The organism is Sodalis sp. RH21 (assembly GCF_047324175.1).
Classification (GTDB): domain Bacteria; phylum Pseudomonadota; class Gammaproteobacteria; order Enterobacterales; family Enterobacteriaceae; genus Acerihabitans.
In genome coordinates, this window is the sequence record NZ_CP178732.1 from 3,545,245 (window position 1) to 3,559,565 (window position 14,321).

Below are 14,321 nucleotides of genomic sequence, written 5' to 3' on the forward strand. Positions count from 1 at the left end.
CCGTCGCGGTTTTACGGGAGCAACAGGATATGAAACACATCACCACGCAGCTTATGGAACGTTTGGCGCCGTGGCTGCTGCCGGTCCTGCTGCTGGCGGGCTGGCAACTGGCCGTCGGCACCGGCTGGTTATCCAGCCGGATTCTGCCGGCGCCGAGCGCCGTAATCGAAGCCGGCTGGCGGTTAACCTATTCCGGCGAACTGTGGCGGCATTTGGCCATCAGCAGCTGGCGCGCCGCCGTGGGGTTCGCCATCGGCGGCTCCCTCGGTTTATTGCTGGGGTTCATTACCGGCCTGTCGCGCTGGGGAGCGTTATTGCTCGACAGCACCGTGCAAATGATCCGCAACGTTCCCCATCTGGCGCTGATACCGCTGGTGATCCTGTGGTTCGGCATTGACGAATCGGCAAAAATTTTCCTGGTCGCCCTCGGCACGTTGTTCCCCATCTACCTCAATACCTATCACGGCGTGCGCAATGTGGACGCCGGATTGGTGGAAATGGCCCGCAATTACGGTTTGTCCGGGCTTTCGCTGTTTTCCCAGGTGATTTTGCCCGGCGCGCTGCCGTCGATATTGGTGGGCGTGCGGTTTGCGCTGGGCTTTATGTGGCTGACGCTGATCGTCGCGGAAACCATTTCCGCCAATTCCGGCATCGGTTATCTGGCCATGAACGCCCGGGAATTTTTGCAAACCGATGTGGTGGTCATGGCCATTATTTTGTACGCCATCCTCGGCAAAGCGGCCGATACCGCGGCGCGCGCCCTGGAGCGCATTTGGCTGCGCTGGCATCCGGCATACCAGAAGGCGGGAGAAACGGCATGAGCGCGGATATCTATCAGGTTAAACGGGAGCCGGTTAAACGGGGGATCGCCCTGGCGATACGCCAAATCGATAAGTCATTTCACGGCCGCCGGGTGCTGGAGGATATCACGCTCGATATACCGGCCGGGCAATGCGTGGCGATTGTCGGACGCAGCGGCTGCGGCAAAAGCACCCTGCTGCGCCTGCTGGCCGGCCTGGAGCAGCCCAACCGCGGGGAATTGCTGGCGGGGAATACCCCCCTGCGCACGGCGCAAGGCGAGATGCGGCTGATGTTCCAGGATGCCCGCCTGCTGCCCTGGAAAAAGGTGATTGATAACGTCGGCCTGGGCCTGGGCAAAGGCTGGCAGGCGCGCGCCCTGGCCGCCCTGGATACCGTGGGGCTGGCCGGACGGGCCGGCGACTGGCCGGCCGCCCTGTCCGGCGGGCAAAAACAGCGGGTCGCGCTGGCCCGGGCGCTGATTCACCGTCCGCGGCTGTTATTGCTGGACGAGCCGCTGGGCGCCCTGGATGCCCTGACCCGGATCGAAATGCAGCAGTTAATTGAAACGCTGTGGCAGCAACAGGGCTTTACCCTGCTGCTGGTGACCCATGATGTCCATGAAGCGGTTACCCTGGCCGATCGGGTGATATTGCTGGACGGGGGCCATGTGGGCCTGGATATCGCCATCGATTTACCCCGGCCGCGGCGCCATGGCCAGGCCCGGCTGGCCTTGCTGGAAAGCACCATACTGGATCGCATTTTTTCCGGCGACCGTGATTCCGCGCAGCAGGATCACGGTCGGCGTACCCACACCCTCTGAATAAACCAGGCAGGCTCCACGTGGAACAGGAAACGTTGGTACTTACGCCCCAGGAAGCGCGGCTGTGGCATCCCGCCGCCGCCCCGGCGGGGACGGAGGATCGCACGCAGCGGCTGCTGGCGCGCATCCAGCATGATAAACCGGCCATCGATATCGAGCGGGCGCGTTATTTCACCGAATCGATGCGCGAAACCGCGGGCGAGTTGTTGATTTTGCGCTGGGCGAAAGCGATGTACCACATCGCCGGGCATATTACGGTCTATATCGACGACGATCAGCTGATAGTCGGCCGGGCCGGCAAGCCGGGCCGCTACGGTATACTTTATCCGGAGCTCGACGGCGATTTCCTCGACGAGGCCCTGGCCCGGCTGCCCGCGCGGGTGGAGTCGCCGTTTACCGTCCGGACGGAAGACATCGCCATTATCAACCGGGACATTTCCCCCTACTGGCAAGGGAAAACCTATCATGAACAGCTGGCCCGCGCCCTGCCCGGCGACACTCTGCGCCTGACCTACGACCCCGCCGACGCGTTGAGTTCCCGTTTTATCGTCAACGAAACCTCGTCGTTCCGCTCATCCATACAATGGGTGCATGATTACGACAAAGTGCTCAGGCTGGGCTTCAAGGGGATCAAAGAAGATGCGCAGCGCAGATTGGCGCAGCTGGACCCGTTCAATCCCGTCGATAACGTGGAAAAAGCGCCCTTTCTCCAGGCTATTATCCTCAGCGCCGATGCGGTGATCCTATGGGCCGGCCGCCATGCGGCGCTGGCCCGGGAACAGGCGGCGCGCGAACCTGACCCGCGCCGGCGCCGGGAACTGCTGGATATCGCCGAGCGCTGCGCCCGGGTGCCGGAGCATCCGGCGCGCGATTTCCGCGAGGCGCTCCAGGCCCAGTGGTTTACCCAATTGTTTTCCCGTATGGAACAAAAAACCGGCACCATTATTTCCAACGGCCGCATGGATCAATACCTGTTCCGCTATTACCGGCAGGATCTGGCCAGCGGCGCGCTGACCGAGGACCAGGCGCTGGAGTGGCTGGGCTGCATGTGGGTGGCGATGGCGCAGTTTGTCGATTTGTATATTTCCCCCACCGGCGGCGCGTTTAATGAAGGTTATGCCCACTGGGAAGCGGTCACCATCGGCGGCCAGACCCCGGAAGGCCAGGATGCCACCAACGCGCTGTCCTATTTGTTCCTGCGCTCAAAACGCGAGTTCCCGCTGCACTACCCGGATTTGGCCGCCCGCATCCACAGCCGCACCCCGCAGCGGTTCCTGTATGAGGTGGCGGAAACCATCAAGGAAGGCGCGGGGTTCCCCAAGCTGATCAACGACGAGGAAGTGGTGCCGCTGCTGCTGGCCAAGGGCGCCGGTTTCGCCGAGGCCTATGACTACGCGGTGTCCGGCTGCGCCGAGTGCCGGATGCCCAATCGCGACACCTATACCAGCCCCTGCGCGTATATTAACTTCCCCGCGGCGCTGGAAATGGCGCTGTATAACGGCCGGATGAAAAAATATGGCGACGGGCGCCTGGGCCTGGAAACCGGCGATGCGCGGGATTTTGCCGATTGGGAGACGTTCTGGTCGGCGTATGTCGCGCAGCATCTTAATTTTCTCAAGCACGCGTTTATCCAGCAAAAAATCATTATTGATTTGCGCGCCCGGCATTTTGCCTGGCCGCTGGGCTCCGCCCTGCATGATTTAGCCATGGACGCCTGCAAGGATATTCACCAGCCGGTGATTGAAGGGGGCATCGATTTAGGGTATTTCGAATTTATGGGCTACGGCACCGTAATCGATTCCCTGGCGGCGATCAAAAAATGGGTGTACGAAGAGCGGCGCATGACCATGGGGCAATTGATCGAGGCGCTGGCGACCGATTTCGAACGCCACCCCGCGATCCGCGCCCTGCTGTTAAGCGCGCCGAAATACGGCAATAACGACCCCTATGCCGATGATATCGGCAAGGCATTGGATAAACTGTGCCTGGAGTTTACCCGGCAATACTCCCGGACGCTGGGCGTGCACCTCGATTTGCGCCTGGTGCCCTTCACCTCCCACGTGCCTTTCGGCAAAGTGGTGCATGCCTCCCCCAACGGCCGCCGGGCCTATACTCCGTTATCGGACGGGTCTTCGGCGTCCCAGGGCTGCGATATCCACGGCCCCACCGCCGTGCTGCTGTCCAATTACCACACCAAAAACTACCAGTTCCGCGAGCGGGCCGCCCGCCTGCTGAATGTGAAATTCACCCCGTCGGTGGTGGCCGGGGACGCCGGTACCCGCAAACTGTGCGATTTAATCAAAGTCTGGTGCGACCTGAAACTATGGCATATCCAGTTCAATGTGATTAACCGGGAAACCCTGCTGGCGGCCAAGGCCGATCCGGAGCGCTACCGCGGGCTGATTGTCAGGATTGCCGGCTACAGCGCTTATTTCACCGACCTGTCGCCGGACCTGCAGGATGATTTAATCGCCCGCACCGGCCACGCCGAGCTGTGAACGACGCGCCGTCCGGATGGGTATTCAATATCCAGCGCTACTCGCTGCACGACGGCGGGGGCATCCGCACGGTGGTGTTCCTCAAGGGCTGCCCGCTGCGCTGCCGGTGGTGCAGCAACCCGGAATCCCAGGCCCTGCTGCCGGAAATCGCCGTCGATAGCGGTAAATGTCTCGGGGGCGCCGATTGCGGCCTGTGCGCCGGGCGCTGCCCGCAGCGCTGCCTGGACTATGATGCCGGCGGGCGCATCCGGCTGGACGCCAATCGCTGCCGCCATTGCCTGGACTGCGTGCCGGCCTGCCCGACCCGCGCCCTGCACGCCTTCGGCGATCGGCTGGCCAGCGATCGGGTGATGGATATCGTCGAGGCCGACAGCCTGTTTTACGCCCGCTCCCGGGGCGGATTGACCCTGAGCGGCGGCGAACCCCTGATGCAGGCGGCGTTCGCGCTCGCGCTGCTGCGGGAAGCGAAAAAACGGCGCATCGATACCCTGCTGGAGACCTGCGGTTACGGGCCGTGGCAGGCCTTGAAAGCGCTGGCCGGTTATACCGACGGCATCTATTTCGATCTCAAAAGCCTGGACGACGCCAAACACCGCGCGTTCACCGGCCGCTCCAACCGCCGGGTGCTGGAGAATCTGGCGCGGCTGCGGCGCGAGTTCCCCGCGTTGCCGATTCTGGTGCGCACCCCGTTAATCCCGGGCTTTAACCACCGCCGGGAGGAGATCGATCGCATCGTCGATTTTATCACCCCCCTGGCGGGGGTGCGTTATGAAATCCTGCCCTATCACCGGCTGGGGCGGGACAAGTATCGCCTGCTGGGACGGGAATATCCGCTGGGGGACGCCCGGCTCGATCCCGCGGACGCCGGCGCGGCGATCGACCTGGCCCGGCGGCGCTGCGGGGATCGCTACGGTCCCCCCGGCGCGTAAGGCTGCCGCCATACCTCACCAGCTTACCCGCGCCGCGCATTTGGAATGCCGGAAATATCAGTTGGTAAGCCGGCGTCCGTTCGCCATCATGGGCTGATAGCCACGCTGTAACCGCCACGAGGAATCACCTATGGGCCTTCATCTTTTCTGGTTTCTGCCGACCCACGGCGACGGGCGCTATCTTGGCAGCGCGCAGGGCGCGCGCAAAGTCGATCACGGTTATTTACAGCAAATCGCCCAGGCGGCGGAGCGGCTGGGATACGGCGGCGTGCTGATCCCCACCGGCCGTTCCTGCGAAGACTCATGGCTGGTGGCGGCGTCGTTAATCCCGGTAACGCAGCGCCTGAAATTCCTGGTGGCCCTGCGTCCGGGCGTGATTTCGCCGACCCTGGCGGCCCGGCAGGCGGCCACTCTCGACCGGCTCTCCCAGGGGCGGGCGCTGTTTAACCTGGTGACCGGCGGCAACCCCGACGAGCTGGCCGCCGAGGGGGTATTCCTCGATCACGCCCAGCGTTATGAGGCGGCGGCGGAATTCACCCATATCTGGCGCCGGGTGCTCGAAGGCGAGACCGTGGATTTCAGCGGTAAACATTTGCAGGTCAAAGGGGCGCGCCTGATGTTTCCCCCCGTACAGCAGCCCCGTCCGCCGCTCTATTTCGGCGGTTCGTCGGATGCGGCGCAGGACCTGGCGGCGGAACAGGTGGAATTGTATCTGACCTGGGGGGAGCCGCCCGCCCAGGTCGCGGAGAAAATAGCGCAGGTGCGCGAAAAAGCCGCCGCGCTCGGCCGCAAAATCCGTTTCGGCATCCGCCTGCATGTCATTGTGCGCGAAACGACCGAAGAAGCCTGGCGGGCCGCCAACCGGCTGATTGCCCACGTGGACGACGAAACCATCGCCCAGGCGCAGGCGTCGTTTGCCCGGTTCGACTCAGTCGGGCAAAGCCGCATGGCGGCGCTGCATAACGGCAGCCGCGACAACCTGGAGATCGCCCCCAATCTGTGGGCCGGGGTCGGACTGGTGCGGGCCGGCGCCGGCACCGCCCTGGTGGGCGATGGCCCCACCGTCGCCGCGCGTATCCGGGAGTATGCGGACTTGGGCATCGATACGTTTATTCTTTCCGGGTATCCCCATCTGGAAGAAGCCTATCGCGTGGCGGAACTGCTGTTCCCCCTGCTGGATGCGGCGCCGAATACCGGCGTTGCCGCCCAGGATGCCATCCGCCCGCAGGGAGAAGTCATCGCCAATGACTTCGCCCCCGGCAAAGTGCATTAGGCCAGGCGGTAAACCGCGGTCCGCTCCCCATTGACATACAGCAACCGCGCCTCGCCGGCCGGCAGTTGCAGCGCCAGTTCGCGCCAGGCCGGCCGGTAATCACCGCGCTGTTCGATACGCAGATCGATGCGGCGCGCGTCGCTTTGCATTTCCCAATCGAGCCAGAGCGCGTGCCCATTGCGCCAGCCGTGGCTTTCGCCGTCGTCCTCATAGAGCAGGCCCGCGCTTTGCCCGGCGCCCAATAAGGGAAACAGGGCCAGCCGGCGGCGGTCATCCTGGGCGCTATCGTGGCACTGATAGCAGTCGGACAGCGGAATCGCCGCGCCGGCCCGCACCAGCATCGGCAGCCGTTCCAGGGGCGCGTCCAGCTCGATATCCTGACCGCCGGCGAACCATTGCCCGCTGTGCCAGTCATACCAGCCGCAGTGATTATCGGGCAGATAGACCCGGCGCCGGCGCGCGCCCGCTTCCACCACGCTGGCGACCAGCACATCGCGTCCCAGCATAAAATCGTCGTTTTCCGCAAACGTGCGCTCATCCTGTTCATGATCGAGAAAGGTCGGGCGCAGCATGGGCTCATCGTCGCTGCACGCCTGCCAGAACAGGGTATAAAGATAAGGCATCAACCGGTAGCGCAATTGTATGGCCGCGCGGATAACCGGCGTGATCGCCGGGTACATCCAGGGTTCATTAACCGTATGGTCATCGTTCCAGGAGTGGATGGTGAAGCGCGGATGCATCACGCCGTTTTGCACCCAGCGCGCGAACAGCTCCGCATCCGGCTTTTCGCCGGAGAATCCCCCTACGTCATGGCCGACGTTATATAACCCGGACAGGCTCATGCCCAGCCCCATGCGGGTATTGAACCGCAGCGTCTGCCAGCTAGTGCGGTTATCGCCGCTCCAGGTCTGCACGTAGCGCTGCATGCCGGCGCAGCCGGAACGGGAGATCAAATACGGCCGTTTAGCCGGCGCGAAGCGCTGCTGGGCTTCCAGCGAGGCCCGCATCATCAGCAACGGCATGACCGGACGGATATGCTTGATGGCGATTTCGCGGCCAAAACCATGGCAGCGGGCTTCCCCGTCCCAGAGTTCATACTCGTTATTATCATTCCAGGTGGCATCGATGCCCATGGCCAGCAGTTGCTCCGTTACCTGCTGCTGCCACCAGGCGACGGCGCGCGGGTTGGTGAAATCGAGGTTGGCCCCCTCGTCGTCCCAAAACACCGACCGCGCCGGCCCGGTTTCCTGCGAGTCGCGGATAAACAGCCCCTGCGCCGCCGCCTGTGCGTATTGTGGATGATCTTGCAGCAGGCAGGGTTTGATATTGGCGGCCAGCTTCAGCCCGGCCTGGTGAAACGCCCGGGTCATTACCTGCGGCTGCGGGAATTTGTCATGGTTCCAATTGAAGACATACCGTTTGTCATTAATTGACGTATAGCCGGAAGAGAGCTGGAACGAATCGCAGGGGATGGCGTGTTCCCGGCATAAAGCGATAAATTTCAGCAACTGTTGCTGCGCATCCGGGGCGTCGGTGTAATGCATGGTCGATCCGCTGTAGCCGAGGCTCCATTTGGGGCCAAACAGCGTTTTACCGGTCAGGCGCACCATGGCTTTGGTGACATCCAGCACCCGCGGCCCCAGGAGCAGGTAATAATCCAGATCCCCCGCCTCGGCGCGGTAACGCCGATAGGCCGGATGATAATTATCCAGTTCGTTGCCTAAATCGAACCAGCTGGTGCTGAGATTATCGTAAAACAGGCCAAAACTGGCGGCGCTGCGCTGCGTGATGGTGAAGGGAATATGTTTATACAGCGGATCGGTAGCGGCGGCGTTATAGCCCATCGCATCAAGATTGCGCATTTCGAACCGCTTGCCGGCGCGGTTGAGATCGCCGCTTTTTTCTCCCAGGCCATAATAACGTTCCCCGTCGTTCCTGCGCTGGTAATGTTCGATTCCGTCGCCGTGGGCATTAAGCAGATAAGCGCCGGTGGGGCGGTCGCCGGCCAGCGGCAGCCAGCCATGTTCCGGCGAACGGAACTCCCATTCCAGCCACAGCGGCCGATGCACCGTTACCCTAAGCGTATCGGTACTCATACGCAGCCCGGCGGCGTCATGTTCGAGTTCATAAGCCGGCAAGCTAAAATCATCCACGTACTCGCGATCGCGCCCCTCCCAAGGTACATCCTGCCGCGGCGCGATACTCCAGGTGCGATCGAGCGCCAGCGCCCCATGGCGTTTAATCAATACGCGGAACAGGCTATTTTCCAGCACATACAGGCGGAATAAATGCAGCCCATCCACCTCGAGCTCGACAAAGCGCTCGGTTTGCTGGCTGAAGGTCCAATTTTTCAAGGTTTTCATAGCGTGGTAACTCCCTATCCGTCACGCCGGCGAGCGATCGCGCCGTTGTGCAATAAACATCACCAGGAAAATAGCGCCAATCAGGTCAAAAAATCCCATGGCGATAAACAGCGGTTTAAAACCGATGGTATCGGCGGTGACGCCGATGATTAACGAGAATATAAAACTGGCGATCCAGGCGCACGAACCGCGCATGCCGTTTACCGTCGCCATCTGTCCTTTTTCAAAGGTTTCCACCACCAGCGCGCTGAGCATGCAGGAGATCACCTGATGGCCGAAGCCGCCGATGGAAATCAGCAAGATGGCCAGCCAGGGGGTTTGCACCAGCGTCATTAACGCCAGCGACAACATCAGGAAGGCGCCGGTGATGGAGCTGGCGACGATGGAATTAACCCGCGTGCACCCAAACCAGCGGATATAGATGCGCGTGAGGTATCCGCTGGCGATACTGCCCAGATCGGCGGCGAGAAACGGCATCCAGGCAAACATGACGATTTGTTTGAGATCCATGCCGCGATCGTTGGCCAAATAAAGCGGCACCCAAAAACTCAGCACCCCCCACGCGGGCTCCGCCAGGAACGCCGGGATGGCGATGCCGTAGAACCGTTTGGTTTTCGAGATGATTTTCAGCGATTGCCAGAAGGACTGCTTGACGAATACGCTATCGTTGTCCTGGCCGATAAAGTCGCGTTCATCGTCGCCCAGGTTGGGATGGGTCTGCGGCGTATGGTAAAGCCACCACCACAATCCAGCCCACAGCAAACCCAGTCCGCCGGCGAGTAAAAACGCGCCATGCCAGCCCAGGGAAGCGTGGGCGATATAAATAATCGGCGGCGCCAGCATCGCGCCCAATGAAAACCCGACCCCGGCCCAGCCCGCCGCCACCGGACGCTCTTTTTTCGGGAACCAGTCGCCGATCGCCTTGGCGTTGGCGGGCGTGGCCGCCGCTTCGGACGCGCCCATAAAAAAGCGCAGAATGGCCAATTGCAGCCAACTGCTCGCCCCCGCGTGCAGCAGACACATCAACGACCAGATCGCCGCGCAAATCAAAAAGCCCATTTTCAGGCCAATCACATCGATCAGCCAGCCGCAAAACGGCTGGAACACCGTATAGGCCAACTGGAATGCGGCGATGATCCAAGAATACTGTTCGGTGGTCATATGGAGGCTGTTTTTTAACTCGGGCGCCAGTATCCCCAGCGCGTTACGCGTAATGTAGTTAACCGTGACCCCCAGCAAAAACAGGGCCAGCATCCACCAGCGCAGGTTTTTCACCACGCGTTTACCCGTAATAGACGCCGCTTTGGCATGGCTATTGAAATTCATGATTTCCCCTGCGTTCCGTGACCTTTTCCCGACAGTAAAAGAGTGAAAAATGCGGGTCTATGCAATTTTTTGCAAAAGTTTTCATGTAATAGTCGGTTATCGATGTTATCCCTCGATCCAGCGCAACCAGCGGGCACAAAGGCCTTATGAAAACTTTGTCATAGACGAATATGACGGCGATCACAGAATGAAAGGAAAGTTAAAAATCACCGCCATAGCCCGCGAAACCGGCCTTTCCATCAGTACCGTTTCCCGGGTGCTGGCGGGTAAATCCAATACCAGCATCGCGGCGCGCACCCTGGTATTGCAGGCCGCCCGTGAAAAAGGCGTGATGGACGACCTGTCCAGCGGCCGGCTGTTGTTGAATAGTTTGCAGGTCTTCGCCCCGCCGCGGGCGTTTGACGTGCGTACCGATATCTTTTATTACAAGGTCATCCAGGGAATCAGCCAGGCGCTGGCGCAGCATGACGTCCGGCTGCGCTATTATGGGCTGGAGGAGAACGACAGCGATGCCGCGCTGTTTCTGGAAAAGATGAACCAGCCCGACGGGGAGGCCGCGCTGATTATCGGCATCGATGATGCCGATATCCATACCCTGGCGGCGGAGTTGCATAAACCCTGCATATTGATCAATTGTTATGACCGCGGTATGCGACTGCCGTCGATTTCACCGCATCACCAGCTTATCGGCGAATTTTCCGCCAATTACCTGTTCGAACAGGGGCATCGCAATATCCTGACGCTGCATTGCCTGCGGCGCTACACCATGGAACTGCGGATGAATGGCGTACGCGCCGCGTGGCATGCCCGCAATCTGGTATTTAGCGAAGAACGCCATCAGCTTATCGCGCAGGGGTTCGGCACCGCCGAATCGGAACGGATGCTCGGGGAATTTATGCGCCGCTGCCCCCCGGGCGAGCGGCCGAGCGCCATCCTGGCCGGCGGGGATTTTATGGCGGTGGGCGCGGTCAATGCCTTGCGGCAGGCCGGTTTACGCGTGCCCCAGGACGTATCGGTCATGAGCATGGATGGGTTTAATTTGGCTACTATCCATGATATTCCGCTGACCTCGGTGCATGTTCCCCGCGACGAATTGGGGAAAGAAGCCGTCAGAATGCTCCAGCAGCGGCTTTTGTGCCCGGACGGCCCGGTGGGGAACCTCTTGCTTAACGGTACGCTGATGATCAGGGATTCAGTACGCCGCATCCGCGACAACAAAAACCATTCCGCCGTGCAGCGGGAGGGGTTGTACGACTAAGCTGCCATAACCGCGCTGCTATAACCGCGCGACCAGGCGCGTCAGGCGATGAAATTCATCCACCGCCAGAGGCGGCAGGCGCTGGGTAAGCGCGGCCTGCACGCGCGGCACCCGCGCGCTCAGATCCGCGTAGAGCTGCTCGCCGGAATCGGTCAGCGACAATAGCGAGCGGCGGGCATCCTGGGGGTCGCGCGGGTCGCGCATAATCCGGGTGCGCACCAGGCGCATCACCATGCGCACCGCATTGCTCTCCTCGATGGAAGCCCGCAGCGCCGCGCCGCGGATATCGATATGCGGCTGGGTGGCGACCGCATCCATCAGGGCGAACAGCGACGCGCTGATATTCTCATCCACCCGCTCGCGCCATAAGCGCCGATAGTTGCGGCAGGCCTGGCGCAGGAAATACCAGGGATAATGGCTCAGGGGCCGGATGGCCGCTGCGTCCGCGGCCTCCTCCCCGCCCCGATCTTTTACCGCCAGATCGTCGCCCAGCAGCGCCCAGCTCTGCACCAGCGCCGCCTGTTCGGCATGGCCGAGCGGCGCCATAAGCTGGCGATTCACCTCTTCTACCTGCGCCACCATCTCTTCGAGGATGACCACCGCCTGCGGCAGCAGGGTCAGCACCGAGCGCCGGGAATCACGGGGGTCCTTGCGCCGCTCCAGCAGATTTTGCTCCATTAACCGCGTCAGGATGGGGCCGATGGTGGCGCGATCGATCCCTACCCGATCCGCCAGCTCATAATGCCCGATGCCCGGCTTGTGAAACAAACCGCTGAGCGCCAGAAACTGCGGCTGGGTAAACCGGTTATCGATGGTATTGCGCCATAATGCCGTGCTCGTCTGCTCGGCCGCCGACAGGGCGAAACCCGAGGTCGTGATAATCGCAGGCTGGAAATGACTCATGATTGGGGCGACGGCAGCGCCGCCCTCACCTCTGCTTGCCCGATCGGTTTTCTCCCCTGGCGGTAAAGTTGTTAATCACGTTGCTCAGCAGACGCGCGACATTATTGTCCCCCTGGTTGACCGGTACGGCCCCGGTGAAAATGATCGACCCCACCGAAAATACCGCGCCGCCGCCGGGATGTTCGACCAGAACCATATCCGATCGGACGTCGCGATTATAACGTGCATTTAAGGTGTTAGATACCGTGGTCACATCCTCGGGCACCGGCACATACCACTCGCTATGCTGCTCCGATGACGCCAGGATAATGGTATGCGCCGGCGTGCCGTGATGGTAATCGACGCGGTCGATTTCATCGCCGCTGGTGCCGTTCATAATCAGCCCGAAGTCGCCGATTACATCGTCGGTAATCCCGTCGAACACCCACGCCGCATCGGCCTGGTAAGAGCGCGGGGAACGCCGGTAGCCGGGCGCTTTATTATCCCAGCCGTGTCCGCCCATGCCGATGCCGAACAGGCGATGGGGGCTGCGGCCGCGGCTGCGCCAAATGCCGCCCAACTCGCCGGTGCTGGCGTGATAGCGCTCGCCGGGGTCGGCGTCCCAATGGCGCAGGCCTTCCGATTTACGCACTTCCAGCACATGGGGCAGATCGGCAAACGGCGTGGTGACCCAGTAAAAACCGTCGCCGCCCAGGTACATCAGGCCGCCGCCGCCGGCGACATGGCGCTCATAAGCATCAAGCATATCGCCGCTGTAATACTCCGGATGGCTGCCGGTAATCACCGTCTGGTAAGGGGCGAGCACGCTGCCGCTCTCCTGGTGCAGGTCGTGCTCGGTCAGCACATCGAAGGGCGCGCCCAGTTTAGTCAGGAACCACACCATATACAGATCGGCGGAAAAGCGGCGCGGCGCATGGAACCCCCAAAAGCGGTAGTTGGGGCGCATATTGGGGATCGGGCGCAGGGCGCTGGAGTACGCCACGCCGGAGCCGTCGTTATGCAAATCATAATGGCTTTTCCCCCATTCCTGATGCAGCGCCACCAGATCTTCCCAATCCCCGGTCTGCACCGGTATTTCACTACCCTGTTCGAACTCCCCTTCGGTCAGGTGTTCATTGGCATACGCCAGGTAGGTATAGGTGGCCATCACCAGGACGATATCGGCCGTGGGCGCCTCCGGCGCCGGCCGCACCATTAATGGAATGTAATCATCCGCCTCGCCGGCGGCCCGCAGGCGCAGCGCATAAACCCCGCTCGGCAGCCCCGGCGGCACCTGCATCCGGGTGCTTACCGGCCAGCAGGCGTCCGCCAGGTCATCATCGTGGAAATGGATGGCGTCGTATTGGGCCGGGTCCTGTTTCCAATCATGCACCGCGTTATTCCAGCCGGGCCCGGTCATCGCCCGGGTGGGGGCATTGATCAGATCCAGATGATAGCCGCCGCGGTTATCCGGCACCCGCTGGGTGCCCATCTGTTGTTCAAAGGCCCATTGGGCGGCCAGCGCGCCGTCAATGGCCAGGACGGGGCGCGCGATTTTGCCGTTATAGCGCGCGCGGGGAAAATGCTGGCCGCCCTGGGTGTCGATATGCCCCGCCGCCAGCAGGATGGGGCTGTCGCCGCGCAATACCACCCCTGGGCCAATCGCGGCCCGGGCGGGCTGTCCCGCCTGCCGTACGGTTAATAACGACCGTTGCGGCGACACCTCGGCTTCCACGTGATACCAATGCCGGTTCAATACCGGCCGATCCGTGCTTACGATCAACCGCTGCCGGTGGTACAGTCCCAGGCGGCCTTCCGGGGTGAGCGCGACGCTAAAATCCACGCCGGGCAGGCCGACGGCGGTTTGCCGCGCGCCGTTGGCGGACAGCGTCGGCCAGAGGTCCACGCTGAGGCCCAGCGTGGCGCCGAGCGTTATCTCCCGCTGGCTGCGGGCATAGGAACCGATCGGGGTATCGCGCTCCTGCGCCGCGATTTCCCGGGCGGGAACCTCCGCCACCTCCTCATAGAGAAAACCCGGCCCGGCCGGATTGTCATCGCCGTGAATCAGACGCACCAGATCAAGCGTTACCCGCGCAATGCTGCTGCTGACCATGACGTCCACCGACTCGCCCGCGCGGCAACCGAGCGCGGATAAATACCCTATCAACATG

The 14,321-nt window shown here is 61.8% G+C and carries 10 protein-coding genes; 6 read left to right on the forward strand and 4 right to left on the reverse strand.

Annotation, left to right across the window (positions count from 1 at the left end; all coding sequences use genetic code 11):
- The first annotated feature begins 29 nt into the window (after window positions 1–29).
- The 5 genes from ssuC to ssuD all read left to right on the forward strand — a co-directional run bounded on the left by ssuC (window position 30) and on the right by ssuD (window position 6,321).
- Window positions 30–821: an aliphatic sulfonate ABC transporter permease SsuC gene (gene ssuC, locus ACL2XP_RS16245; protein WP_413733881.1), complete on the forward strand. Its 792-nt coding sequence runs from the start codon at window positions 30–32 to the stop codon at window positions 819–821.
- The gene (ssuB, locus tag ACL2XP_RS16250) at window positions 818–1,621 is read left to right on the forward strand and encodes an aliphatic sulfonates ABC transporter ATP-binding protein (protein WP_413733882.1); all 804 of its coding nucleotides are present in this window, start codon (window positions 818–820) and stop codon (window positions 1,619–1,621) included. Before ssuC ends, ssuB begins: the two co-directional genes overlap by 4 nt.
- A 20-nt stretch (window positions 1,622–1,641) precedes the next feature.
- Window positions 1,642–4,119: a glycyl radical protein gene (locus ACL2XP_RS16255; RefSeq protein WP_413733883.1), complete on the forward strand. Its 2,478-nt coding sequence runs from the start codon at window positions 1,642–1,644 to the stop codon at window positions 4,117–4,119.
- Entirely contained in the window at window positions 4,116–5,048 is a 933-nt protein-coding gene (locus ACL2XP_RS16260) for a glycyl-radical enzyme activating protein (protein WP_413733885.1), read from the forward strand. The genes ACL2XP_RS16255 and ACL2XP_RS16260 overlap by 4 nt, the downstream gene beginning before the upstream one ends.
- A gap of 130 nt (window positions 5,049–5,178) precedes the next feature.
- Window positions 5,179–6,321 (forward strand): FMNH2-dependent alkanesulfonate monooxygenase, encoded by a 1,143-nt coding sequence (gene ssuD, locus ACL2XP_RS16265; RefSeq protein WP_413733886.1) that lies wholly within the window; start codon window positions 5,179–5,181, stop codon window positions 6,319–6,321.
- Here the strand turns inward: ssuD and ACL2XP_RS16270 are convergent.
- Entirely contained in the window at window positions 6,318–8,684 is a 2,367-nt protein-coding gene (locus tag ACL2XP_RS16270) for a TIM-barrel domain-containing protein (protein ID WP_413733887.1), read from the reverse strand. The genes ssuD and ACL2XP_RS16270 overlap by 4 nt on opposite strands.
- 21 nt (window positions 8,685–8,705) lie before the next feature.
- A complete protein-coding gene (locus tag ACL2XP_RS16275) occupies window positions 8,706–10,061 on the reverse strand; it encodes an MFS transporter (RefSeq protein WP_413739189.1) in 1,356 nt (451 codons plus the stop codon).
- Window positions 10,062–10,197: 136 nt separating this feature from the next.
- On the opposite strand from ACL2XP_RS16275, the gene ACL2XP_RS16280 reads away from it, so the two are divergent.
- Entirely contained in the window at window positions 10,198–11,268 is a 1,071-nt protein-coding gene (locus ACL2XP_RS16280; RefSeq protein ID WP_413733888.1) for a LacI family DNA-binding transcriptional regulator, read from the forward strand.
- Window positions 11,269–11,286: 18 nt separating this feature from the next.
- Here ACL2XP_RS16280 and ACL2XP_RS16285 read toward each other — a convergent pair whose 3' ends face one another.
- The gene (locus tag ACL2XP_RS16285; RefSeq protein ID WP_413733889.1) at window positions 11,287–12,171 is read right to left on the reverse strand and encodes a MarR family winged helix-turn-helix transcriptional regulator; all 885 of its coding nucleotides are present in this window, start codon (window positions 12,169–12,171) and stop codon (window positions 11,287–11,289) included.
- A gap of 25 nt (window positions 12,172–12,196) precedes the next feature.
- Window positions 12,197–14,320, reverse strand: coding sequence for a N,N-dimethylformamidase beta subunit family domain-containing protein (locus ACL2XP_RS16290; RefSeq protein WP_413733890.1), 2,124 nt, complete (start codon window positions 14,318–14,320; stop codon window positions 12,197–12,199).
- Between the last annotated feature and the right edge of the window lies 1 nt (window position 14,321).